This window comes from Actinoalloteichus sp. GBA129-24, assembly GCF_001941645.1.
Taxonomy (GTDB): Bacteria; Actinomycetota; Actinomycetes; order Mycobacteriales; family Pseudonocardiaceae; genus Actinoalloteichus_A; species Actinoalloteichus_A fjordicus.
Genome location: NZ_CP016077.1, coordinates 4853028 through 4878262 on the forward strand (window position 1 = coordinate 4853028; position 25235 = coordinate 4878262).

The 25235-nt window shown below is 69.9% G+C and carries 19 protein-coding genes; 15 read left to right on the forward strand and 4 right to left on the reverse strand.

The genetic code is table 11. The features are described from left to right. The first annotated feature begins 1819 nt into the window (after window positions 1–1819). The 9 genes from UA75_RS20825 (at window position 1820) to UA75_RS20860 (ending at window position 12096) form a co-directional block, all read left to right on the forward strand. Window positions 1820–3118, forward strand: coding sequence for an ATP-binding protein (locus UA75_RS20825; RefSeq protein ID WP_075744025.1), 1299 nt, complete (start codon window positions 1820–1822; stop codon window positions 3116–3118). Then, window positions 3115–3528 (forward strand): roadblock/LC7 domain-containing protein, encoded by a 414-nt coding sequence (locus UA75_RS20830; RefSeq protein WP_075741695.1) that lies wholly within the window; start codon window positions 3115–3117, stop codon window positions 3526–3528. The genes UA75_RS20825 and UA75_RS20830 overlap by 4 nt, the downstream gene beginning before the upstream one ends. After that, window positions 3525–3878 carry a DUF742 domain-containing protein gene (locus tag UA75_RS20835; RefSeq protein WP_075741696.1) on the forward strand — a complete coding sequence of 118 codons (354 nt, stop codon included), beginning with the start codon at window positions 3525–3527 and terminating at the stop codon, window positions 3876–3878. Before UA75_RS20830 ends, UA75_RS20835 begins: the two co-directional genes overlap by 4 nt. Further along, entirely contained in the window at window positions 3856–4455 is a 600-nt protein-coding gene (locus UA75_RS20840; RefSeq protein WP_075741697.1) for a GTP-binding protein, read from the forward strand. The genes UA75_RS20835 and UA75_RS20840 overlap by 23 nt, the downstream gene beginning before the upstream one ends. Then, window positions 4452–5843 (forward strand): cytochrome P450, encoded by a 1392-nt coding sequence (locus tag UA75_RS34690; protein ID WP_232237345.1) that lies wholly within the window; start codon window positions 4452–4454, stop codon window positions 5841–5843. The genes UA75_RS20840 and UA75_RS34690 overlap by 4 nt, the downstream gene beginning before the upstream one ends. Continuing rightward, complete coding sequence (locus tag UA75_RS20845; RefSeq protein WP_318533258.1) at window positions 5828–6949, forward strand: cytochrome P450 family protein; 1122 nt, start codon at window positions 5828–5830, stop codon at window positions 6947–6949. The genes UA75_RS34690 and UA75_RS20845 overlap by 16 nt, the downstream gene beginning before the upstream one ends. Before the next feature lie 941 nt (window positions 6950–7890). Beyond that, window positions 7891–9378, forward strand: coding sequence for a cytochrome P450 (locus tag UA75_RS20850; RefSeq protein WP_083683399.1), 1488 nt, complete (start codon window positions 7891–7893; stop codon window positions 9376–9378). Between the two features lie 178 nt (window positions 9379–9556). Continuing rightward, window positions 9557–10990 carry a cytochrome P450 gene (locus UA75_RS34695; RefSeq protein WP_232237347.1) on the forward strand — a complete coding sequence of 478 codons (1434 nt, stop codon included), beginning with the start codon at window positions 9557–9559 and terminating at the stop codon, window positions 10988–10990. Beyond that, complete coding sequence (locus UA75_RS20860; RefSeq protein WP_075741699.1) at window positions 10972–12096, forward strand: cytochrome P450 family protein; 1125 nt, start codon at window positions 10972–10974, stop codon at window positions 12094–12096. Before UA75_RS34695 ends, UA75_RS20860 begins: the two co-directional genes overlap by 19 nt. Window positions 12097–12205: 109 nt before the next feature. On the opposite strand, the gene UA75_RS20865 is transcribed toward UA75_RS20860, so the two are convergent. Beyond that, on the reverse strand, window positions 12206–13222 hold the full coding sequence (locus tag UA75_RS20865) for a FecCD family ABC transporter permease (protein WP_083684105.1): 1017 nt from the start codon (window positions 13220–13222) through the stop codon (window positions 12206–12208). A gap of 188 nt (window positions 13223–13410) precedes the next feature. Continuing rightward, window positions 13411–14442 (reverse strand): FecCD family ABC transporter permease, encoded by a 1032-nt coding sequence (locus tag UA75_RS20870; protein WP_075741700.1) that lies wholly within the window; start codon window positions 14440–14442, stop codon window positions 13411–13413. A gap of 626 nt (window positions 14443–15068) precedes the next feature. Here UA75_RS20870 and UA75_RS20875 point away from each other — a divergent pair. The 3 genes from UA75_RS20875 to UA75_RS32055 all read left to right on the forward strand — a co-directional run bounded on the left by UA75_RS20875 (window position 15069) and on the right by UA75_RS32055 (window position 18016). Further along, the gene (locus UA75_RS20875) at window positions 15069–16079 is read left to right on the forward strand and encodes an ABC transporter substrate-binding protein (RefSeq protein ID WP_083690829.1); all 1011 of its coding nucleotides are present in this window, start codon (window positions 15069–15071) and stop codon (window positions 16077–16079) included. A gap of 226 nt (window positions 16080–16305) precedes the next feature. Beyond that, a complete protein-coding gene (locus tag UA75_RS20880; protein ID WP_198042796.1) occupies window positions 16306–17640 on the forward strand; it encodes a sialidase family protein in 1335 nt (444 codons plus the stop codon). A gap of 85 nt (window positions 17641–17725) precedes the next feature. After that, entirely contained in the window at window positions 17726–18016 is a 291-nt protein-coding gene (locus UA75_RS32055) for a DUF664 domain-containing protein (RefSeq protein ID WP_083683406.1), read from the forward strand. Between the two features lie 49 nt (window positions 18017–18065). Here UA75_RS32055 and UA75_RS20890 read toward each other — a convergent pair whose 3' ends face one another. Further along, window positions 18066–18815, reverse strand: coding sequence for an SDR family NAD(P)-dependent oxidoreductase (locus UA75_RS20890; RefSeq protein ID WP_075741701.1), 750 nt, complete (start codon window positions 18813–18815; stop codon window positions 18066–18068). An 85-nt stretch (window positions 18816–18900) separates the two neighbouring features. On the opposite strand from UA75_RS20890, the gene UA75_RS20895 reads away from it, so the two are divergent. Beyond that, window positions 18901–19509, forward strand: a complete 609-nt coding sequence (locus UA75_RS20895) for a TetR/AcrR family transcriptional regulator (protein ID WP_075741702.1) — start codon at window positions 18901–18903, stop codon at window positions 19507–19509. Window positions 19510–19561: 52 nt separating this feature from the next. On the opposite strand, the gene UA75_RS35095 is transcribed toward UA75_RS20895, so the two are convergent. Then, complete coding sequence (locus UA75_RS35095; protein WP_083690831.1) at window positions 19562–21715, reverse strand: MFS transporter; 2154 nt, start codon at window positions 21713–21715, stop codon at window positions 19562–19564. Between UA75_RS35095 and UA75_RS20905 the strand changes: the two genes are divergently transcribed. Both UA75_RS20905 and UA75_RS20910 read left to right on the forward strand, forming a co-directional pair. Next, window positions 21705–22667 (forward strand): HAD family hydrolase, encoded by a 963-nt coding sequence (locus UA75_RS20905; protein WP_083691059.1) that lies wholly within the window; start codon window positions 21705–21707, stop codon window positions 22665–22667. The genes UA75_RS35095 and UA75_RS20905 overlap by 11 nt on opposite strands. Next, on the forward strand, window positions 22664–25114 hold the full coding sequence (locus UA75_RS20910; protein WP_075741705.1) for a glycoside hydrolase family 65 protein: 2451 nt from the start codon (window positions 22664–22666) through the stop codon (window positions 25112–25114). The genes UA75_RS20905 and UA75_RS20910 overlap by 4 nt, the downstream gene beginning before the upstream one ends. Window positions 25115–25235 lie beyond the last annotated feature (121 nt).

Below are 25235 nucleotides of genomic sequence, written 5' to 3' on the forward strand. Positions count from 1 at the left end.
CTGAGCACGTCACCGCCGAGTTGGCAGGCGGACGGCACCGACGCGGATCTCGGGCGGGTTCGGCCCACCTCCTCCTTCGTCTGCCACGCCGGCGCCTGGTATCGCCGCCGAGGCATCGCAGGACGACGGCTGAACGACCGGCAGCGGGCGTCCGCGTCGACGACGCCGGGTTGATTCGAGCCTGCCGACGACACGAATGACCGAGGCGCGAAATCGACGCGGCGAACCGACAGTGAACAGTGGCTCGCCGAGATTCCCGTCGGCAGTCGGAGCGACCTTTCGCTCCACTCCGCCTGCACCCTGGAAATGCATACGCACCGTGCAATTCCGGTGACCGGACCTTCGGTGACCGGGCGCCTCCGTCGCGTTCCCCAAGCACCGAACCGGGTATCTCCATTCCCGTCGCCCGATCCGCTATTTCCCCGGATCACCCCCGGTCCAGCGGGGCCGTGTATCTACTTTTTCGGCGGGGACCGAATCGGTTATGCCGCCAGCCCGAGTGACCACCCGGCCCCGATATCCGCACGCAGCCGGAACACGCACGGTGACGACATCGACCACCCGTCGCCAGCCGCCACGCACTGGACCCGACACCGCCGTTCGGCGCAAGCCCCGTGAGGCTCGCGCAATCCGATTCAGCCGAATGGGTGAAGTTGGTTGTCACGCTCCGCAATAGTCTCGGGCGTCTCGCACCCGGTGGCACCACATGAATGTGACGTCGATCGCCTGCGCGTACTGAATCGACTCACCTCCGACGCCATTCACCTCGATACGACAGCGTCGACCGGACGCGGGACTTCGATCCGAGCCCGGCCTGGCGGTGATCAAATCGACGCCGAGGACACGTCGAGGACCGAAGACGAACACTCCGTGGGCAGTCGGAGATATCTGTGGCAGTATCAAGCGCGCTCGACGCGGCTGACCCGAGGGCAGTGCACGGCACTGGGCGATCGCCGCTGGTCAGCATGGTAGGAGCGGCGTTGTCGACGCGGGAGGGAGATCCGCCGATCATTGACCGAACCGGCGGCACGGCAATGCCGATCCTGCCCGCTCCCTATCGCCCCCGACCTGCGCGGCACTTCGCATCGACCGCCGCCGTGATGCTGGTGAGATCCGAGAGAACACTCGACCGAGAATGGAACACGGCCGATGACCCGGAAGCTCGACGGCACCGAGCCTGCCAATTCTCCGACCGAGGACGACGGCCGGAATCAGGCCGCACGCCGACGCCTACAACCGGCGGAACTAGTGATCGATCTCGGCGTCGTCGCAGGACAACGGCCCGGCCGCGCGTCGATGCAGTCGGCGACGACGGCACAGCGACCCGCGCGGCCGACGCGCGAACTCCGCACGGTCTGCGGCACCGGTCCCGGCTGCCCCGTCCCGGGAGCGATATCCGGGGTGGAGCGATCGAATACTCGGGCCCCGAGTCTCGGCGCTTCCACTTCAGTGCGGCGACGACTCGGTCGACTGCCACAACGAGTGGCAAACCTCGCGGGCGTACATTCGACGGGCTCCGATCAGCGGCCTCGGAAGGTGCTGCCACACCGCAGCCTTGCCCGACCTGTGATACGTGCAACAATCAACGGGCGCACCCCCTGGGCATTGACACCAATGTGCGGCTGTGTAGGGTCCCAGAGGAGCTGATCATGAAACAGGAGAAGACCAGCAAGAACTCGCGGATGCCGCCGGCATGACGCAGGGAGGCGCACCAATCCCATAAGTCGTCATCGATCGAAGCGCAATCGTGCAGCCGGGTGAATATCCGGCGGGCTCGATGGCGCGGTCCGTTCCCATCCGCCCCGTTCACGAGGATCTCATGGAACAACAAGTGCTGTTGACCATCGCGTTGTGGTGCTTAGTCGTCGGCGCGCTCGCGCTGGTGATCCTGCTGGTCCGCCAGCAGCAGATCTCCACGCAACTGCGCGCACGCAACACCGCTCTGGAGGACGATCTGCGGGCGCGCGACGAGGAGGCCCGACACCTCGTCTCCGCTCGGCTGCCCGCGCTGGTGGACGCGCTGAGCCACATGGCCGCCGACGTGCCGGGCCCCCTGCACCCGCACCTCGCGAACACGCCGTACGGACAGAACCTTCAGCTCGTGGTGGCCCTGGTCACCGAGTCCGTCGAGAAGGCGATGAGCCGGGTCGACCAGTCGGCCAGGACCACGCTGAAGGCCATGATGCGCACGGTCCAGAGCCTGGCCAACGAGCAGCAGCTCGCGATCTCCACCATGCAGGACCGCCACGACGACCCCGACGTCCTCGAGGACCTGCTGCGGATCGACCACGCGAACTCCCAGCTGGGCCGCCGGGTCCAGGCCACCGCCGTGCTGTGCGGCTCCTGGCCGGGACAGCAGCGCTCCGCGTCCTCCCTGACCGACATCGTGCGCGGTGCGACGTCGCGGATCAGGGACTACCGCCGGGTCGACGTGCACGCCCAGATCGACAACGCGGTCATCAGCCGCGCCGTGGAGCCGGTGGTCCTCACGCTGGCGGAGATCCTGGACAACGCCGCTCGACACTCGCAGCCCAACACCTCCGTCGAGGTCAACTTCCGACACGCCCACAACGGCACCGCGATCGTGATCGACGACGCGGGCGTCGGCATGAACGCCGAGGAGATCCGGCGGGCCGCAGGCCTGCTGGCGGGCCGAGAGGTGGCCGACATCAACCGACTCGGCGACCCGCCGCAGATCGGCTTCGCCGTGATCGGCGTACTCGCCGCCCGGTACGGATTCACCGTCTCGGTCGACACGACCTCCCCCTTCGGCGGCGTTCGCGCCGTCGTCTTCCTCCCCACCGCGCTGCTCACCCGGATCGCACCGCCCGCTCCCGCACGGCAGGAGCCTGCGCCGACACCCGTCGTGACACAGGCTCCCTCGCTCACCACCCCGTCGCACACCCCCGCGTCGACCGCGGGCGGACTGCCCAAGCGCCGTCGGCACGCACCACGCACCGGCGTCCGTCCGCCCGCCACCGAGCAGACCCTGCCGCCGTCCGCACCGTCGGCTCGCCCGGCGAGCGAGACCGCGGCGGGCATGGGCGCGTGGCAACGCGGCACCCGGTCCGGCCGTGACACCGAATCGTCTGACAGTGAAGGGAACCCCCAGGCATGACCGACCCCGTGCAGAACAAGCTGGGCTGGATGCTCGACGATGCGCTGAGAGTCCCGGAGACCCGTCACGCGATCCTCCTCTCGGCGGACGGCCTGCTCATGGCCCACTCGGAGCGCATCGATCGCGACGATGCCGAGCGTCACGCGGCCGGGATGTCCGGTCTGCAGGCGCTGGCCCGCAGCACCGCGGAGTTCTGCGGCGACCCGAACACGCCGTGGCAGCAGACGGTGAACGAGTTCCAACACGGCTACGTGTTCCTCGTCGCCGCGGGCCCGAGGGCCTACCTCGCGGTGTCGACCACCGAGAAGGTCGACATGGAGACGGTGTCCTTCCGCCTTCAGGAGCTGGTGCAGCGGCTGGGCAAGGAGTTGACCAGCCCGCAGCGGTCCGATTCAGGAAGTCCGGTGTGAACCCGCCCCGCAACGAGCGGGCGCTGGTCCGGCCCCATGTGGTGACCGGTGGTCGAGCGCACCCGACTCGAAACACGTTCGGACTGATCACGCTGGTGAGCGCGGCTCGGGACCAGTTGACCGGACTCAGCCCCGAGAAGCGCCGCCTGATGGAGCTGTGTCGGGGCGGCTCGCTGTCGGTCGCCGAGATCGCCGGTCACCTCGAGCTCCCCGTCAGCGTCACGAAGGTCCTGCTCAGCGATCTGGTCGACAGCGGCCACATCCAGACGACGGCGCCCGTCCCGACGACCGATCTGCCCAGCATGAAGCTCCTTCAGGAGGTGCTTGATGGACTCCGCGCTCGCCTCTGATCGCGTCTATCTGCGCGAGACCGTGCGGACCGCGGTCAAGCTGCTGATCGTGGGCCACTTCGCAGTCGGCAAGACGACGTTCGTCGGCACGTTGTCCGAGATCCGCCCGCTGCGGACCGAGGAGACGATGACGCAGGCGGGCGCGCTGGTCGACGACCTCGCCGGGGTGCAGCAGAAGAAGACCACCACGGTCGCGATGGACTTCGGCAGGCTGACGCTCAACGAACAGCTTGTGTTGTACCTGTTCGGCGCGCCCGGCCAGCAGCGTTTCACCCCGATGTGGGAGGACCTCGCCTCCGGTGCGCTCGGCGCGCTCGTCCTCGTCGACACCCGCCGACTCGAACACTCCTTCGAGGTCATGGGCCTGCTGGAGGAGCAGGGTCTGCGCTACGCGGTCGCCGTCAACCACTTCGACGACGCGTCCTCCCATTCGGAGGAGGAACTGCGTGAGGCGCTGGACCTGCTGCCGTCCACTCCCCTCGTCATGTGCGACGCCCGCGATCCGGCGTCCTCCACCAGAGCACTGATCACCCTCGTCGAGTATCTCCTCGCCAGTACTGCCCAGGAGCAAGAGTGACCACACCGGACACGACCGACCTCCAGCCGCCGCCGGGCTGCCCCGCACACGGCCGGACTCAACCGGGAATGCCGCTGTACGGCGCGGATTACGCCGCGAACCCCATGCGCACCCTCGAAGCACTGCGCCGCAGCGGGCCGATCTCGCAGGTGGAGCTGGCTCCCGGCGTGTCGGCGTCGTTGGTCACCGACTACCGCATCGCGCTGGAAGTGCTGCGCGACTCCGACACGTTCCGCAAGGACGGCCGGACGTGGCAGGCGACGGCGCCCCAGGACAGCCCGATCATCGGCATGATGATGTACCGGCCCAACTGCTATCACGCGGACGGGCCTCGCCACGCCAGGCTGCGCGGCGCGATCACCGACAGCCTGGACCGGATCGAGCCGAACACCCTGCGCAACCACATCGAGCGCAGTGCCGACCGGCTCATCGACACCTTCGCCGGCGAAGGTGAGGCGGATCTGCTCAATCAGTACGCCAAGATCCTGCCGCTGATGGTCATCCAGCTCCTCATGGGCGTCCCCGAGGAGCCCGGCAGCAGGATGATCATCGCGATGACCAACGTCTTCGACGGCATCGAGCCGGAGAAGTCCAATGAGGAACTGCTGGGCATCCTCCTCGAGCTGATCGCCGCCAAGCGGGCGGAGCCCGGCCAGGACGTGACCTCGTGGCTGTTGCAGCACAGCGCACAGCTCACCGACGAGGAGATGATCCATGAGCTGGTCCTGTTGCTGGGTGCGGGCGTCGAGCCCACCCAGAACTGGATCGCCAACGCGCTGCTCCTGCTGTTGTCCGACGATCGGTTCGCGGGCGACCTCGCGGGCGGCAGCATGCCGGTGGAGGACGCCCTGATCGAGGTCCTGTGGACGACCCCGCCGTTCTCGAACTTCTGCATGACCTACCCGACCCGGAACGTCGAGTTCAACGGAATCGTCCTGGAGCAGGACAAGCCGGTGCTGATCAGCCTCACCGCGGCCAACACCGATCCGGCGCTGGCCTCCGAGACACGCTCCGGGAACCGCGCCCATCTGGCCTTCGGCGGCGGCGCCCACGTCTGCCCGGCACAGTCCCCGGCGCGACTGATCACCTCGGTGGCCATCGAGAAGCTGCTCGACCGGCTGCCCGACCTCGAACTGGCCGTCCCGGCCGATCAGTTGGCGTGGCGGCCGGGACCGTTCCTCCGAGCGCTGACCGCGCTCCCGCTTCGCTTCCCCTCGGTACCCGTCCGATCCGACGAGACCACTGGAGACAGCAGATGGAACGACAAGCCGGTTCCACCGTCATCGACCCCACCGGAACCGACATCCAGTCCGAAGCAGCAGCACTCCGGGCGGTCGGGGCGCCCTCGCTGGTTGAACTCCCTGGTGGGGTGGTGGCGTGGGCAGTAGCGGGGCATGAGCAGATCCGGGATCTGACCACCGACTCTCGGGTCTCCCGCAACGCCAGGGCGCACTGGCAGGCGTGGGCGGACGGGGAGATCACGCCGGACTGGCATCTGTACACGTTCGTCGCGGTGCAGAACATGATCTCCGCGTACGGTGCCGATCACACCAGGTTACGCTCGTTGATCTCCAAGGCGTTCACGCCTAGACGGGTGGCCGCGCTCGCGCCCAGCATCGAGAAGCTCGTCTCCGGGCTGATCGACGACCTGGGCGCCGAGGGCGGGAACGGTGCCACGGTCGACCTCCGTGCCGGGCTCGCCTACCCGCTGCCCATCGCGGTGATCAGCACCATGTTCGGCGTGCCTGCGGACTGGCGTGACGAACTGCATCACATCGTCGACGGCATCTTCGACACCACGCTGGGCCCCGACGAGGCACGGGCCAACCAGATGCAGCTCTACACGCTGCTCAACAAGCTGGTCGAGCTGAAGCAGGGCACGCCGGGCGAGGACATGACCAGCGCCCTGATCGACGCTCACGAGCAGGACGGAACCCGGCTCCAGGAGCACGAGCTGGTCGACACCCTGCTGCTGATGCTCGGGGCGGGCCACGAGACGACCACCAATCTCCTCGACCAGGCCATGACCGCGATGCTGACCAATCCCGATCAGCTGGCCATGGTGCGCTCCGGCGCGATCACCTGGGACGACGTCATCGAGGAGGCCTTGCGGTGGAACGCGCCGATCGCGAGTCTTCCGCTGCGCTACGCGGTGGAGGACCTCGAGATCGCGGGCGTGACGATCCGCAAGGGTGACGCGATCCTGGCGTTCTTCGCAGGCGCCGGGCGGGACCCGGCGCACTACGGCGAGGACGCCGATCGGTTCGATGCCACCAGAGCCGTCAAGGATCATCTCTCCTTCGGGCACGGGGTGCACTACTGCCTCGGCGCTCCCCTGGCCCGGCTCGAGGCCAGGATCGCGCTGCCCGCCCTGTTCGACCGGTTCCCCGACATCGCCCTGGCCGGCCGGCCTGACGAGCTCAGGCCGGTGCGGTCCTTCGTCTCCAACGGTCACCTCGGCCTTCCCGCGACGCTCGTCGCCGCGAAGGGCTGATCCGACCCGCACTTGGAGGTTTGCGCGCGCGGCTTCCGCGCGCGACGAGAGAGACCCTGGCGCGACCGCCCGGTCGCCCCACCAGGGACTGCGTCTGCGGTGCACGAGAACGCCGCCGCCGCCATGGCAGGTCGTGCGGCGACGACACCGTGATCCGGTGTCGTCGCCACGGCAGCGGCCACCCTCGTCGGACACCGCAGGCATCCGGCTGGATGCAACGCAGTAGGAGCACCGAATCGTGATCTCACCCGAGTCAGCGGCAGGCCCGGACTCGCCACCGCGGATCCGGGTGTCTCGCCGGGAGACGCCCGTCGTCGACGCGGGGCCCCGGGGCCAATCGACGTCGGCAGCGGAGCCCGGAGCCCGCACGGCGACCGCTGCGGCGGACGGCACGGTCTCGGCGGCTGCCACGGCGTGACCCTGCACTCCGAGGCGGGAGCCGGAATCACCCCGTCTGCCGCGATCTCGAGCGGCCTCGCCGTCACCTGCCCGCCGGAGGATCTCCGCCCGGTGACGTCATCTCTCTCCACCGGGGTCGCGGATCGTCCCTTGTCCTGCTTCGGACGACGACGGTTCGGGCTCGACCCTGCGCTGAGTGCTGGCGGGACGGGGGTGGAACCCGCTCTCGGCCAGGGTCGGCGTGTCCCGGTGCCGCTTCGGCGTTCGTCGACGCAGGCGGCGGTGTCGAGCCCGTCTCGTAGTGCACCGTCGGCCCGAGCGCCGGGCGGACACCGCCGGGCCGTCCCAGTCGAGACCCAGCCACGCGATCGTCGGCCGAGCAGGCACTCAGCTGCGCCGGGCGTGTCTCACCCGACGGCGCACCGGGTCCGCCGGGCCTGCCTTCGCCGTCACGAGTCCGACGACCAGATGCCCTCGCCACCGATGACCCCGGCAGGTCTCGGCGTCGAGGGCCTGTCCCGACAGCACCATAGGAGCACCCTGTGACCACCACCGATCCCGCGAGCCGCGACGGCGGTCCCCCGCCCGGCTGCCCGGCGCACGCGCCGTCCGCGCCCACCGGGCCGATTGCGATGCCCGCGCGCATCCGGACCGACACCGTCGCAGCCACCGCGCTCTACTCGGCCGCGTTCGCCGAGGACCCCGCCGCGATCTACACCGAGCTGCGCAGACAGGGCACGGCAGGCCTCGTCGAACTGAGTCCCGGGGTCACCGCGAGTCTGGTGATCGGCTATGAGGCCGCCTTGGCGGTGCTGCGTGATCCGGAGAACTTCCCGAGGGATCCCCGCCGATGGCAGCAGACGATGGCGCCGGACTGTCCTGTGCTGCCGATGATGCAGCACCGGCAGAGCGCGGTGTTCAACGACGGTGAGGTTCACCGCAGGCTGCGGTCCTCGGTGACCGACAGCCTGGACCGGATCGATCCGACCACGCTGCGCAAGTATGTGGAGCGCAGTGCGGACACCCTCATCGACGACTTCGCCGACAAGGGGGAGGCAGATCTACTCGCCGAGTACGCGCGGCTGCTGCCGATCCTGGTGTTCAACCAGCTGCTCGACTGCCCGCCACACCTGAGCGCCTCCCTCGTGCGCTGTCTCGCGGCGATCTTCGAGGGGGGTGCGGAGGCAGCCGAGGCCAATCAGGAACTGGGCCGCTGCATGCTGGAGCTGATCACCCTGCGACAGCAGAATCCCGGCAACGACCTGCTCTCCTGGCTGATCTCCCATCCTCACCGACTCGACACCCAGGAGCTGATGGACCAGCTCACGATGCTGCTCGCGGGCGGTATCGAGCCGGTGCAGAACCTCATCGCAAACGCCCTGCGCCTGCTGTTGTCGGACGCGCGGTTCGCCGGTGACCTCTCCGGCGGCAGCCTGCCGGTGGACGACGCACTCGTCGAGATCCTCTGGACCGACCCGCCGCTGGCCAACTTCGGACCCGCCTATCCCACCGAGGACGTCCGGCTGCCGGACGGGACGGTGCTGCCTGCGGGCAGGCCCGTGGTGGTCAGCTACGCCGCCGCCAACATCGATCCGAATCTGGCTGGGGATCGAGGCACCGGCAATCGGGCGCATCTCGCCTGGAGTGCGGGCCCGCACACCTGTCCCGGTCAGTCCCAGGCCCGGATCATCGCCTCGCTGGCGATCGAGAAGGTGCTGGACCGGCTCCCCGACGTGGAGCTGGCGCTGCCCGAGGAGGACCTGCGGTGGCGGCTCGGTCCCTTCCAGCGAGCGCTGACGGCGCTGCCCGTGCGGTTTCCCCCGGTGGCGGTTCCAGAGGACCCGGGCGGACCGGTGCCCACCGCGCCCATCGAGGCGCGCGCCGTCGGCGGCAGCAGCAGGCAGGCGGCAGACCCGCCGTCGGGCAGGCCGACGGCGACCGCACCGCAGGCGGGGGCGCCTGGCGGCCGCGCCCGCACCACCGGGCCGCGCTGGATGAGCGCGCTCGTCCGGTGGTGGCGCGGCCAGTGACCGCCGACCCGCCGCGTCGGTCTCGGCTCCTTCCGACTCCCGACGCCCGGTCGACCGGAACCAGATCGACCCGGCGGACCGGCACCGACGTCGGAGTCGGCAGGCCCGCTGCCTGCACACGAACACTTCCCGCCTGATTCTCGTCCCGTCCCACACCGACGACGCTCCAGGAGAACGTGTGACTCCCACCGATCCCCTCGGCCAGGACCACGTACACCCGCCGGAAGGTCGGCAGCAGCCGATGCCGCCACCCGGCTGCCCGGCGCACGACGGCGTGACTCGGTTGTACGTGCCGGAGTTCGCGGCCGATCCGAACGCGGTCTATGAGTCGCTGCGGGCCCAAGGGCCCGTCGCACCGGTCGAGATCGCCCCCGGCGTGCCCGCCACGCTCGTGACGAGCTACGCCACGGCGTTGGAGGTGCTGCGCGATCCGAGGAACTTCCCGAAGGACCCGCGACGCTGGCAGCAGACCATCCCGGCGGACTCCCCGGTGCTGCCGATGCTGATGTACCGGGAGAACTGTCTGTTCACCGACGGCGAGCTGCACCGCAGGCTGCGGAGCGCGCTGAACGACGGTCTGAGCGGGGTCGACTCCGGGACCCTGCGGGGCTATGTCGAGCGCGGTGCCGCCACGCTGATCGACGAGTTCGCTCCGGTCGGCGAGGCGGACCTGCTCACCCAGTACGGCAGGCTCCTGCCGATTCTGGTCTTCGACCAGATGTTCAACACCCCTCCTCATCTCAGCGAACGACTGACCAAGGCGCTGGGGACGATCTTCGAGGGGGTCGCGGCGGACGCCGAGCAGGCCAACACCGAACTCGTGCTCTGCACCGTCGAGCTGGTCGAGATGCGTCGTGCCGAGCCAGGCAGAGACATCGTCTCCTGGCTGATCGCCCATCCCGCCGAACTGACACAGGAGGAGCTGCTCAGCACGATCATGCTGCTCGTGGCGGCGGGCATCGAGCCGACGCAGAACCTCATCGCGAACGTGCTGCGGCTGCTGCTCTCCGACGACCGGTTCGCGGGCGGGCTGACCGGGGGCAGTGTCTCGGTCGACGACGCGCTGGTGGAGATCCTCTGGACCGACCCGCCGATGGCCAACTACGCGACCACGCACCCGATCCACGACGTCTACCTCGCAGGCGGCGTGCGCATTCCCGGTGATCGGCCCGTCCTGATCAGCCTGGCCGCCGCGAACGCCGACCCCGCGCTGTCCTCCGCCCGTGCCTCGGGAAACCGGGCGCACCTGGCGTGGAGCGCGGGCCCCCATGTCTGCCCCGCCCAGTCCCAGGCGATGACCATCGCCGCGGTGGCGGTCGAGACGCTTCTCGACCGCCTGCCGGATCTGGAACTCGCCGTCCCCGTCGATGACCTGACGTGGCGGCCGGGGCCGTTCCACCGGGCGCTCAACGCGCTGCCCGTCCGTTTTCCCGCAGTTCGTCCCTCCGCCCAGACCGACGAGAACCCTGGAGACAACAGATGGAACGTCAGTCCAGCCCCTACGTCATCGACCCCGCAGGCGCCGACATCCAAGGAGAGGCCCGGCTCCTCAGGGAGCGGGGAGCCGCGACGCTGGTTGAACTCCCTGGTCCGGTGGTGGCGTGGTCTGTGAACAGCCACGACCACCTTCGGAAGCTGCTGTCCGATCCTCGGGTGTCCAAGGACCCCAACCAGCACTGGCCCGGTTACGCCGAGGGCAAGGTGGTGCTCAGCTCGGTCCTGACGACCTGGGTGGGCGTCAAGAACATGTTCAACGCCTACGGTGACGATCACAAGCGGTTGCGCTCGCTGGTCTCCAAGGCATTCACCGCCCGGCGGGTCAACGCCCTCCAACCGTGGATCGAGTCGATCACCGAGCGACTCATCGCCGAGCTGGCGGCCGGCCCCCAGGACACGCCGGTCGATCTGCGCGAGGGCTTCTGCTTCCCGGTGCCGATCGAGGTCATCTGCGCGCTGTTCGGTGTTCCGGAGGAGCACCGGCCGGAGCTGCGTCGGGTGGTCGACGGCGTGTTCGACACCGCCGCGACCCCGGAGGAGGCCATGGCGCTGGGAGAGGACCTCTACAAGCTCATGGGCGCCTTCGTCGCCGACAAGCGGGCGAATCCCGGTGACGACCTCGCTTCCGCGCTGATCAACGCGCGCGACGAGGACGGTTCGCGGCTGGACGAGATCGAACTGCTCGACACCCTGGCCCTGGTGCTGTCCGCCGGTCACGAGACGACGGTCAATCTGCTGGACCAGGCGATCACCGCGCTGCTCACGTATCCCGACCAGTTCGAACTCGTCCGATCCGGCGAACGGTCCTGGGACGACGTGATCGACGAGACGATGCGCTGGCAGGCCCCGGTGGCGAACCTGCCGCTGCGGTACGCGGTGGAGGACATCCAGATCGGCGACATCCTCATCCGCAAGGGGGACCGGATCCTGGCCGCGTACGCGGCCACCGGCCGGGACCCGGAGCGGCACGGGGCCGACGCGGACCAGTTCGACCTGACCCGCGCGGCCAAGGACCACCTGGCCTTCGGCCACGGCGTGCACTACTGCCTGGGGGCGCCGCTGGCTCGCATGGAGGTCAAGACCGCCCTGCCCGCCCTGTTCGCCCGGTTCCCGAACATGAGGCTCGCGGTGCCTGCGGACGAGCTGGTGCCGATGTCCTCGTTCATCTCCAATGGACACCACGAGCTGCCGGTGATCCTGAACCCCGGCTCGGCGGGCTGATCGCCGCGACGGCGTCCGAACAGCAGCGCACGGCCTCGGGCCGGGTCCGTCACCTGGCGGACCCGGCCCGATCCGGCGGCGGCTGGTGGGATCGGATCTCGGTGACTGCTCAGGTCTGCTGCCTACGCCGGGTCTTGACGAACAGGTAGATCAGGTAGGGCGCGCCGAGGATGGCGGTGAGGACCCCGACCGGCAGGTGGGACAGGCCCGGGGTGATCCGCACGGCCAGGTCGGCGCTCACGGTGAGCAGCGCGCCGAGCACCATCGACGCCACCAGCGGAGGCTGTGCGGTCCCGACGAGCCGCATCGCGATCTGTGGAGTCGCCAGTGCGACGAAGGAGATCGGGCCCGCCGTCGCGGCGGCCACGGCGGCCAGGGCGGCGGCGAGCAGCAACAGCGTGCCGCGCGCGGCGTCGACCCGGATGCCCAGTGCCCGGGAGGTGTCGTCGCCGAACTGGAGTCCGCCGAGTACCCGAGAGCACACCAGCGCGGCCGGGATCAGGATCGCGACGGCGATCGCGAGCGGTCCGACGGCGTCCCAGCCTGCGTTGGTGAGGCTGCCGACCAGCCAGACGGTCGCCCGGCTCGCGTCGTCCACGTCTCCCACGGTGAGCAGCCAGTAGACGATGTTGCCGCCGATCGCCGACAGCCCGATGCCCACCAGGACCATCCGGTACCCGTCGATGCCCTGCCGCCAGGACAGCAGATACAGCAGGAAGCCCGCGGTGAGACCTCCGACGAGCCCGGCGGCGGGGACGCCGAGGGCGGCGACACCGCTGATCGTGCCGCGCGACCCGCCGAGCACGATGACGGCGACGGCGCCGACGCCCGCTCCCCAGGTGACGCCGAGGATGTCGGGACTGGCGAGCGGATTGCGGGCCAGGGACTGGAAGATCGCCCCGGACAGGCCGAGGGCGGCGCCGACGAGGATGCCGGTGAGGGTCCTGGGCATCCGCAGGCCGAAGATGATGCCGTTCTCCCGACGATCACCGCCGCCCGCGAGAGTGCGCAGCACGTCGAACACCTCGATCTGCGAGGTGCCCCGGCCGATGTTCAGCGCGGCGACCAGGACGAGCAGGGCGAGTGCGACGACCGTGACGATGACGACGCGCGGCCGCAGGATCATCGAGACCGGTCCGACGCGCAGTGAGCGGATGATCGGCTGATCGGGCTCGGCCGAGTGCTCGCTGCCCGCCGCGCCGCCGTCGGGGGCGCCGGGGCCGCCGGGCGCCTGCTGAGGCTGCCCGGGCTGCTGAGCGGATTCGCCCGCCCCGGCGGTCTTGTCGGCCGTGTCGAGGTGTCGATCGTGGACGGTCACAGCCGGATCAGTCCCTTCCGCCGGACGAGCCAGATGAAGACCGGCGCGCCGAGGACGGCGAGCATGATGCCCACCTCGAAGCTGTCGGAGGACACGACGCGACACAGCACGTCGGCGGCAAGCAGCAGGACCGCGCCGGTCAACGCCGAGACGGGCACGATCCAGCGGTAGTCCGGACCGGTGATGAACCGGGCCAGGTGCGGCACGACCAGGCCGAGGAAGGCGATCGGGCCGCAGGCCGCGACGACCGCGCCCGTGAGCAGCGTGATCGCCGTGACGCCGAGAATCCGGGTGAGCCGGATGTTCTGTCCCAACGCCCGCGCCATGTCCTCGCCCAGCGCGAGCACGTTCAGGCCCCGCGCGTTGAGCAGGGCGAGCACTATCCCGACCAGCAGGAAGGGCGCGACCTGCCCGGAGACGGAGTACTCGCGGGCGGCGATCGAGCCGACCTGCCAGAAGCGGTAGATCTCCATCCCGGCCCGGCTGCCCAGCACCACGGCGGCGACGAGGCCGCTGAGGAGCGCGGTGACGGCCGCGCCCGCCATCGCCAGCGTCACCGGCGTGGAGCCGCCGAGCGAGCCGAGGACGAACACGACCACGCTGGCGATCAACGCGCCCGCGAAGCCGAACCAGATGAAGCCCTGGAGGTCACGAATCCCGAAGACGACCACGGCCAGCACGGTCGCGAAGGCGGCGCCCTGCGTCACGCCGAGGATGCCGGGGTCGGCCAGCGGATTCCGGGTGTGACCCTGCATCAGCGCACCCGCCGCGCCGAGGCCTGCCCCGGCCAGCAGGCCGAGCACGGTGCGCGGGAGGCGTAACGACCGGATGATGTCGTCGAACTCGGTGCCCTGCGGGTCGACCAGTGCCGCCCACACCAGATCGAGCGGGATGGTTCGCGACCCGATCGAGACGCTCGCGGCGACGGCCAGTACCAGCGCGACGCAGAGCAGCGTCAAACCCGCCGCCCTGCGGCGGGCCCACCCGTCGGGCGCACGGCGCCGAACGGCATTGCTGGTCGCGGTCACCTTGGTCTCCTCACGACATCCGTCGGGATCGTCCGATCGCAGGCGGACCGTCGATGATCGTCTCGTGTCACGGCCCGCGGGCGAGGTCGACTCGGCATCTCCGGTCCGGCCTGCCCCGCCGCGCCGGTCCGTCCCCCCAGACGTCCCCCGGCCGCCCAGGCTGTCCGCCCGCGCGGAGGGATCTTAGAGCCTGTCTTTGATCCCCACTTTCCTGTTGCGCGGGGCAGGCAGCGGCGATCTGCGGCGTTGTCGTCAGTCGACACAACTCCGTTATGCCTCCTTCCTCCGCCTCACAGCTCAGCCACGCTGATCCCCGCTCACGACTCCAGAGGGATCACAGACAGGCTCTGAGGCTAGCCTTACCGATTCCTGCGGCGAGGCCAGCACCGCGATGCCTCGGCGCAGCCGTCGCATTCCTGCCGGGTCCGTCGATCGCGGTGCCGATTCCGGCAGGCTCGCCGGGCTCCTGCCGCCCCAGAGCCCCGGCCGATCAGCCGTCACCGCCGTTCACCGCCCGCGTCGCGCGACCAGGGCGGCTTCGCTCGCTCGCCACAGGCGACGCCGACGCCGTCCCGCCCGCCTCGTACCATGCTGAGGCAAGGCTAACCGAACAAAGGACGAGTGAGATGCCGAGTGCCGTACGTCATCGCTCCAGGGGGGCGGCCATCGCCGTTCCACTCGCGATCTGCCTGTTGGTCAGCGCCTGCGGGGGCGGGGAGGAGCCCGCCGGTTCCGCGCCGGAGGGCGCGAGCCAGGACGGGTTTCCCCGGACGGTCACCCATGCCATGGGCGAGACGACCCTGGAGACCCAGCCGGTGCGCGTCGCGGCACTCGACACCAGTTACATCGACGCCGCGATGGCGTTAGACCTGGACGTGGTGGCGCGGATCAACTACCACACCGCCGACGGCGCGCTTCCCGGATACCTGTCGGAGGACGAGCAGGCCCAGGCCGAGGCGGCTACCGTGATCGGCGAGATCACCGCCCCCGACGTCGAGATGTTGTGGGACGTCGAGCCCGATCTGATCGTCTCGGCGCGGGTGCGGCACGAGGAGATCTACTCGGAGCTGAACGAGGTCGCGCCCACTGTCTTCAGCGAGACCACCGGGGCGACCTGGAAGGACAACATCCGGCTCCTCGGCGAGGCCACCGGGCGTGAGGAGCTCGCCGAGGAGCGCATCAACGCTTATGAGAAGCGGGCGGCGAGCATCGGCGAGTCGATCCGCGAGGAGTTGGGCCGGGACGCCACCGTCACGATGGCCCGCTTCGTCGAGGGCGAGCCGACGGTCCGGCTCTACACCAGCGCGTCCTTCCCCGGCATCATCCTGGCCGACGCGGGACTAGCCCGGCCTGCGGGCCAGGCGGACTCCGAGGACGAGATCATGGTGAACCTCAGCCAAGAGGACATCACCGAGCTGGACGCGGACACCATCTTCGTGTCCACCTACACCGATCCCGCAGCGGAGGCCGAGAACCCGCAGGAGCAGTTCGAGTCGAACCCGCTGTGGGGCAGACTGGAAGGCGAGATCACCACGGTCGACGACGAGGTCTGGGTCACCTCGGTGAGTCTTCAGGGCGCCGAGCAGATGCTGGACGAGCTGGCCGCCGCCTTCGGCGTGGACGACGGCCGATCCTGATCGACGACCGCCCGACTCCGGTGCCCTCGGCCGATCGGTCGAGAAGGTGCCGGAGGCCGGGTCCGTCCACCGCGTAAGGGCCTATTGGTCGGCGAAGTTCGGCCGCGCGCGGGCCGAGTGATCATCGGGTGAACAGCCGAGGAACTGACCTTCGGCTCTGGTCGGACGCGCGAATGATCGAATAGATTTCTTCTCCGCAGAGAGAACGGCCGCGAAGGAGAACCCGGTGGCACGGACACTTCTGTTCAGAACGGGACGACGACGACACTCACGCGGGGTCGTGCTGGCATTGGCGGGCGCGCTGGTCGCCGCCGTCTCCACCTCTGGCGCGGCCATCGCCGCCGACGGCCCGGCCGACGTACCCCCACAGCCGATCGTGGCAGAGGCGGCAGCCGTCGCCGAGGCGGAGATCGCCGCCGCGCCCTCCCAGTCCGCACGAATCCTCTTCAACGGCGGCAATGAGTCCTTCAACGGACTCACCTACCACTCGTTCCGCATTCCGGCGCTGATCCGGACGAATCGCAACACCCTGATCGCCTTCGCCGAAGGACGCGCGGCGAACAATCGCGACTTCGGCAACATCAATCTGTTGTACAAGCGATCGACGAACAACGGATCGTCGTGGTCCGGACTGAGCGAGGTCGTCGGCCGAGGACAGGGCACCTGGGGAAACCCGACGCCCGTGGTGGACCGTACGAACAATCGGATCTGGCTGTTCATGAACCACCAGCCCGAGGGCAGCGGCACCGTGAACTCCTGGGACGACCGACAGGTGTGGGTGTCCTCCAGCAGCGACGACGGGGTGAGCTGGACCGCCCCCGTGAACATGTCCGACACGCTGAAGCCCCGAACGCGGGCCAACGGCTCCAGCTGGAACTGGGATGCCGTCGGCCCCGGCGTCGGCATCCAGACCACGGTGCGCAATCCCGGCAGGCTCGTCATCCCGGCCCAGCATCGCAACATCTACAGCGACGACCACGGCGCGACCTGGCAGGTCGAGGTCATGCGCACCACCGGCGGCGCCGCCATGGAGCAGACCGGCGAGTCCACGATCCTGGAACTGGCCGACGGCAGTCTCTACCGCAACGACCGGCCGACGACGGCGACTGCGGAGCGAGGGAAGCGCCGCTGGGTCTCGCGCGGGTCGATCGAGTCCGGTTTCAGTCCCTTCGCCCCCGCGAGCTGCCTGCTGGACCCGATCAACGAGGCGTCGACCATGCGCTACAACTCCGATGCACCCGCCCGGCTGGCCTTCGTGAACTCGGCCAGCACCGAGACGCGCACCAGGATGCGCATCCGGATGAGCGAGGACGAGGGACGCACCTGGAGCTACAGCCGACCGTTCTCCGACGCCCCACTGTCCGGTGAGAGCTCCACCTACCGCGAGGGCGGTTACTCCAGCATCGCCAAGACCGCCGACTATCACGTCGGCGCGCTGATCGAGGTGAACGAGAACACCGGGAGCAACTCGACCTCGAACCGCTCGATCGCCTTCCGCAAGGTGAACCTGCCGTGGATTCAGGGCGGTGTAGACGAACCGGGCTGCTCCGGCGGGTTGTGACCGGGGCACTCTCGGGCACGCTCCCGGTCGGGACGCCGTCGGCTCGGCGTTCCGGCCGGGGCGAGCGGGCAGCTGGGCTCGCCCGATGCATGCGCGTCCGCAGGCCGACCAGGGCCGGACCACCAGAGGAGATCGGGTGCTCGGCGGTGGCGGGCATTCCGGCAAGGACCGGTGCGACCCGCTGCGGGTCATCGCGGAGCACATGATCGAGAAGGCCGCCCGGCACGCCGGTCACGCCGACATCCTGCGGGAACAGGTCGACGGCGTGACCGGGAGCCGACGTACTCGAACCGGCCTCGCCCAGGGCAGCGCCGAGCGCCGCGACCGCCGGGACGGACTCCCCCGAACCTCGTCGCGCTTTCAGCGACCGGTGTGATCGGCGGACGTCTCCCCTGCCCCGGCCCTGCCCTCCGCCGCGCGGGCGGTCAGGCCAGGACGCCGCCGTCGATGGTGAGCACGCTGCCGGTAATAAAAGAGGCGCCGGGGCTCGCGAGGAAGACGATGCCCGCCGCGATCTCCTCCGGGGTGCCGAACCGTCCCAGCGCGACGGTGGCCCGCTGCTGGTCGGCCCACCCGCCCTGCGGTGGGTTCATGTCGGTGGCGACCGGGCCGACCTGCACGACGTTGACGGTGATCTCGCGCGCGGCGAGATCTCGTGCGGCGCCTCGGCTGTAACCGGTGACCGCCGCCTTGGTGGCCGCATAGTCGGCCAGGTTCGGGAACCCGGCGCGGGCGGCGAGCGTCGAGCCGACGGTGATGATCCGTCCGCCTCGACCGAGCACCCTGGTCGCCGCGCGGATGGCGGTGACCACCCCGCCGAGGTTGACGACGACCTGGCGATCGAAGGCGGCCGTGTCGGGCTCGGGATCGTCGACGGCGCCGTTGACCGCCACTCCCGCGTTGTTGACCAGGACGTCCAGCCTGCCGAACGTGGCCGCCACGGTGTCGACCAGCTCGGCGACCTGACGGGAGTCGGACTGGTCCGCACGGTACGCGGCGGCGCGGACTCCCCTGCTCTGGAGGTCGCGGACGACCTCCTGCGCCTTGTCTGCCGAGGCGGCGTAGCTGATCACCACATCCAGGCCCGCATCGGCCAAGGCACGGGCGGTGGCCGCCCCGATGCCGCGCGAGCCCCCGGTCACCAACGCGACCCTGGCTGCCTGCTGCGTCGTCATGAGTTCTCCCTCTCGACTTAAATACCGCTCGGTATACAACTGCGACGGTAGCCTATCGAGCAGTACAGAAGTAAGGAGGTCGGCCATGGCCACCGGACGCCCCCGCGAGTTCGACGTGGACGAGCGGCTGGACCGCGCACTCGAGGTGTTCTGGCACCAGGGCTACGAAGGCACGGCGATCACGGACCTGACCGAGGCGATGGGCATCAGCAGGCCGAGCCTGTACGCCGCGTACGGCAACAAGGAGTCGCTGTTCCACAAGGCGGTGGACCGCTACCTCGACGGACCCGCCCGCCACATCAGGGACGCGGTCGAGGCCCCCACCGCGCTGGCTGCCGCGGAGTGCCTGCTGCGCGGCGGCGCCACGGTCGCGACCACGATCCCCGGCCGAGGCTGTCTGGTCGTGCAGGGCGCGCTGGCCACCGGCGCGAACTCCGAGAGCGCCCGGCTGGAGCTGATCTCCCGACGCCGCGCAGGGGAACTCAGCCTCCGGGCCCGGTTCGAGCAAGCCAAGGCCGACGGCGAGTTGCCTGCGGAGATCGATGCCGCCGACCTCGCCCGCTACATCGCGATCATCTCCTACGGCATCTCCGTTCAGGCCACCGGCGGCGCCACCCGCGAGGAGCTGGATCGAGCCGTGGACGTGGCCCTGCGCGCCTGGCCGGTCGCACCGGCCCCGTCCGCGACCGCGTGACCGGCGGCCACCCACCCGGCGCATCGGTCGGCCACCGGACGGACCGGGTCGATCAGCCGGGCAGCATGTCCCGGCTCGCCTCCGCACCGTGCTTCGACGGCGGCTGCCCGGGGAACGACTGCTCGGGGACCGGCGGCCCGGACAGCGGCGGCCCTGGGTAGAGCAGCTGCCCCGGCGACTGTTCCGGCAGCGGCTGTTCCGACGGCCCCGGCCCCGGCGGCGGCGCGGCGGGCACGCGCAGCGGAACGAACCAGGGGATGGCGAGCAGCAGCATGGCGGCGGCCAGGAACGGCGCCCGGACACCGAAGGACTCCGAGATCAGGCCTCCGATGATCGCCCCCAGTCCGGTGGCCGCCAGCGTGCCGAGCCGATAGACGCTGGTGATCCTGCCCAGCAGCTCCGGCGGCCCGACCTCCTGACGAACGGAGGTCGACGTGATCACCCAGACCAGGAACGCCGCATTGCCCACCACGATGATGAGGAAGATGAACGGCACGCTGCGGGTGGAGATCTCCAACAGGTAGGTCAGCGCCATGACGACCGGCAGGATCCGGAACACCGACCGCCGCCCCACCCGATCCCGCAGCCGCAGGGCGACCAGGCTCCCGAGCAGCGCACCGAGGGACTCGCTGACCAGCAGCACTCCGTAGCCCACCGGCCCGAGCGCCAGGTGCCGGGTCGCGAAGAGGACGAAGATCCCGGTGACCATCCCGACCGAGAACGACACGGTGATGCCCAGCAGCGTCACCGAGCGCAGCACCGGGTGCCCGGCGGTGTAGGCGAGGCCTGCTCGAATGTCGGCCACGACGCCGGACCGGGGTGTCCGCCGGTCCGGCGGCTCGTCGAGCCGGGTCGTCGAGGATCGAATCCAGAGGATCAACAAGCCCGAGACGACGAAGGTCAGCGCGTTGACGAAGAACGGCAGGCTGTGGTTCCAGGAGAACAACACCCCGCCCAGCGCGGGCCCGACGAACGAGAATCCCAAGGTCAGCGCCGTCGTCAGCCAGCCGTTGGCCTGCACGAGGGCGCCCTTGGGCACCAGCTGCGGCAGCAGGGCCTGCGCCGAGCTATCGAAGAAGGTCTGGCTGGAGCCCAGGACGATCACCACGAGCAGGACGAACCACATCGACTGGACCTCGGCGCCGACCACGAGGGCGAAGGCCAGGACGGCCGCCGCCCGGACCGCGTCGGCAAGGATCATCAGCCTGCGACGGCGCATCCGGTCGGCCGCCACGCCTGCCAGGAGGATGAACAGCACCGGAGGCAGAGTCATCGCCACCCGGACGCCCGCGACGACCCGATCGTGCTGCGCGATCTCGGTGGCAAGAAGCTGGATCGCGGGAAGATACATGCCAGAGCCCAACGCCGATATCGCAGTGGAAAGCATGAGAAGAATGAAGCCTCGATCGCTCCGAAGCGCCGTGGAGGACCGCGCCGGTCTGTTCGTCATGAATTCGCTCGCCCGGTGGTTCGCAGGAGTTTTGATGATCTTGCGGTGGGAAGGTAACACAGAGACAGGCCCGGGGAACCCGATCAGCAGGGCCACTTCCTGCCTGGTCACAGCGTCGCGAACGGCGAGATCGCAGGCCGCGACCGGACTCGACGATCGCCGAGAAACCGGCAGCTGCCGCCCGATGACGAGCGCGGCACGGACTCGAGCAGGAATTCCGAGAACATCTCGATAGCAAGTTTCCGGCAGAAAAGGTGTTTCGATTTCCGGCAACTGCCGATCAGCCATTGTCGCCCGCGACCATGCCGGTCTTTCCCGGCCGGACGGCGGCCCGAGCTCGGCACGGGAAGCCCTCGCCCCGCCGGGTCTCGCCGGGCCCGGCGGGGCACCGGACAGTGGCGACGCGGGCACGGCCCCGCTCGGCAGGGTCTCTGCCCTCGGGAGCCCTCTCCCTGCTCGGCCCGACGCCTGCCGAGTGGGCACACCGGGCTGTCCCAGGGTCACGACTCTCGACCACGCCACCCGCCGCCACCAGCGCCGATGTCGCTGCTCACCCTGCTCGCCCGGCACCTTGGCACGCACAGTGCGCCTTCCCGTCGGCTCGATCGCCCTCGTCGGACTACCCGAGGTCGAACGGGGAACTCCTCTCCCGGCGGGTAACCGACCGGGTCCCGCCACCGACGTCGGCCCGACGGTCGGCACGGACGTCGGCCGGACGGCCACATGGCAGAGGGGGAGTCGGCGGATGACTGGCATCGACGTGCGGCGGGTGGACGCGGCGCTGTTCGACCTGGACGGCGTCGTGACCGACACCGCGCGGGTGCACGCCGCCGCCTGGCAACGACTGTTCGACGACTTCCTCACGGCCCGTCCCGCTGCTCCCGGTGAGGACCACCGGCCGTTCAGCACGCAGGACTATCTCCGCAAGGTGGACGGCAGGCCGCGAGAGGACGGGGCCCGGGCCTTCCTGCGGTCCCGAGGGATTCGGCTGCCAGAAGACCGCCCGGAGAGCGAAGGCAGCCGTGCGACCGAGGACGGCCGTGCCGACGAGCCCGAGACGCTGCGCGGCCTGGCCCGCCGCAAGGACGCCCACTTCCAGGCCGCCCTGGCTCAGGGCGTGCACGCCTATCCCGACGCCTGTCGGCTGCTGACGACCCTGCGCGGCTGCGGTCTTCGCACCGCCGTCGTCTCCGCGAGTCGCAACTGCGCGGCGGTCCTCGCCAGGGCCGGGATCGACGGGCTCTTCGACACCAGGGTCGACGGCGTCCTGGCCGCGCGGCGCGGGCTGCCCGGCAAACCGGCGCCCGCCGCCTTCCTCGCCGCCGCCGAACTGCTCGGGGTCGCACCCGCCAGGGCCGTCGTGCTCGAAGACGCCGAAACCGGTGTGATCGCAGGCAGGCGCGGCGAGTTCGCACTGGTGGTGGGCGTCGACCGGACCGGAGACGGCTCCCGGCTTCGCGAGGCGGGCGCCCACGTCGTCGTGACCGACCTGGACGGGCTCGCCGTCACCGGCTGTCCAGCGGCCGACCGGGCCGCATCCGGGCCCGAAGATCGGCAAGGCGGGCCCACCGAGCCCCAGCCGCCGGGCGGCCTCGGCAGCCGAGAGCGACCGGGCCGATCCGGCGTCGACGGATCGACGGCGACGGCGGCGGGGGCAGGCCCGGGCCGGGCCCGTCTCGGCAGCGCGACCGGCAGGCGGCGGCCATGACGGCGTGGGAACTGCTCTTCGAGGGATTCGACCCGGCCGACGAGGGCAGGCGAGAGGCATTGTGCGTCGTCGGGAACGGGTACTTCGCGACGCGCGGCGCGGCGCCGGAGGCCGTCGCGGACGACGTGCACTATCCGGGAACCTACATCGCAGGCTGTTTCAACCGCGTGACCAGCCGGATCGAAGGCCGGGACATCGAGAACGAGTCGATGGTCAACCTGCCGAACTGGCTGATGCTGACCTTCCGGATCGACGACGGGCCATGGTTCGCCCTGGACTCGGTCGACCTGCTGGACCACGAGCAGGAGCTGGACATGGAACGCGGCCTGCTGCTGCGCCGACTCCGCTTCCGGGACTCGCGGCACCGGACGACCCGGCTGGTCCAGCGCCGCTTCGCCCACCTCGGCTCGCCACATCTGGCCGCCCTGGAGACGACGATCGTCGCCGAGGACTGGTCCGGACGGCTGACCTTCCGCAGCGGCATCGACGGCCGGGTCACCAACTCCGGCGTGGCCCGCTATCAGGCGTTGAACGGCCGCCACCTGGTCGAGCACCACACCGAGGAGGTGCGTCCCGACACGGTGCTGCTGCACGCCAGGACCAGCCAGTCCGGCATCCTCGTCGCCGAGGCATGCCGCGCCACCGTGTGGCGCGACGGCGACGTCCTCGAACCGACGCGCTCGCTGGTCCGGCACGACGACCTGATCGCCCAGGACGTGGGCGTCGACCTCACGCCGGGCGGCCAGACGCGGCTGGAGAAGATCGTCTCGCTGCACACCTCACGCGACCTCGCCGCCACCGAACCGAGGGAGGAGGCCCTCGGCGACCTTGAGAACGCCGCGGACTTCGAGGAACTGCTGACCGCGCACATCATGGCCTGGGATCAGGTGTGGTCGCGTTACCGCTTCGGGCTGTCGCCCGACGTCGACGCCCGACAGGCGGTGAACCTCAACCTGTTCCACCTGGCGCAGACGCTGTCGACGCACACCGCCGATCTCGACGTGGGCGTCCCGGCACGCGGACTGCACGGCGAGGCCTACCGGGGACACGTCTTCTGGGACGAGCTCTTCGTGCTGCCCACGATCACGTTGCGCACGCCCAACCTGACGCGTTCGCTGCTGCTCTATCGCCACCGACGGCTTCCCCAGGCGCGCCTCGCCGCCCGGCACGCCGGGCTGACCGGCGCGATGTATCCCTGGCAGAGCGGCAGCAACGGCCGGGAGGAGAGCCAGTTCGTGCATCTGAACCCGGAGTCGGGTCACTGGCTGCGCGACAACACCCATCTGCAACGCCACATCGGCATCGCGATCGCCTACAACGTGTGGCACTACTACCAGGCGACCGGCGACGAGGAGTTCCTCAGTTCCTACGGCGCGGAGATGATCCTGGAGATCACCCGGTTCTTCGCCGCGCTCGCCGAGTACGACCACGGACGGGACCGGTACGTCATCCACGGCGTGGTCGGACCGGACGAATACCACACCGGCTATCCGGGCACCGATCGTCCGGGGATCGACAACCACGCCTACACCAACATCATGACGGCCTGGCTGTGTCGCATCGCGGTCGAGGTCGTCACCGCTGCGCTGCCCGCCGAGCGCAGCACGGAGCTGACCGAGGCGCTGCGGCTGGGGCATCAGGAGATCGACCAGTGGCGCTCCATGTCCCGCAAGCTGTTCGTGCCGTTTCACGACGACGGCGTGATCAGCCAGTTCGAAGGCTACGAACACCTCGCCGAACTGGACTGGGACGGCTACCGCCGCCGCTACCCCGACATTCGCAGGCTGGACCGAATCCTGGAGGCGGAGGGCAAGAATCCCAACGACTTCCAGGCGTCCAAACAGGCCGACGTGCTGATGCTCTTCTACCTGCTGTCGGCCGAGGAGCTGACCACCATCTTGGGGGATCTGGGCTACGACTTCACCGGCGAGCAGATACCGAAGAACATCGACTACTACCTTCGTCGCACTTCGCACGGCTCCACCCTCAGCTCCGTGGTCCACGCCTGGGTTCTGGCACGCAGTCACCGGGCACGGGCCGTCGAGTTCTTCGACCGAGCCGTCGTGTCGGACCTGCACGACGCCCAGAAGGGGACGACGCAGGAGGGCATCCACCTCGCGGGGATGGTCGGCGGCGTCGACCTGCTGCAACGGTGTTTCGCGGGGATCGAGGTCCGGGAGGGGATGCTGCGGCTCGATCCGCACTGGCCCGCCGAGCTGGGCGTCCTGGAGCTGACCATCCGCTACCACCATCAGCCGGTCCTGATCCGAGTGAGCGGCCGTACCGTCACGGTCCGCACCGCGCCCGGCCCGCGCAGGCCTGCGATCCGGTGCGTGTGCGGACCGGAGAGCGTCCTGCTCGGCCCCGGCGAGACCGCGCACTTCTCGACGAAGACCACCACCGACCCCGGCCTCAAGCCCACGGCGGCGCCCGCCGACGAGCTGTGACGGCGGGCGCCGAGCCTCCGCACGGCGCGACGAGCCGAGCCGCTCGCCGCGTCGTCGGGCTCGGGGCGGCCGGGCAGACGGGCCGGGTCGTCACGGTCTGCTCGGAAACCCGGAAGGGCGA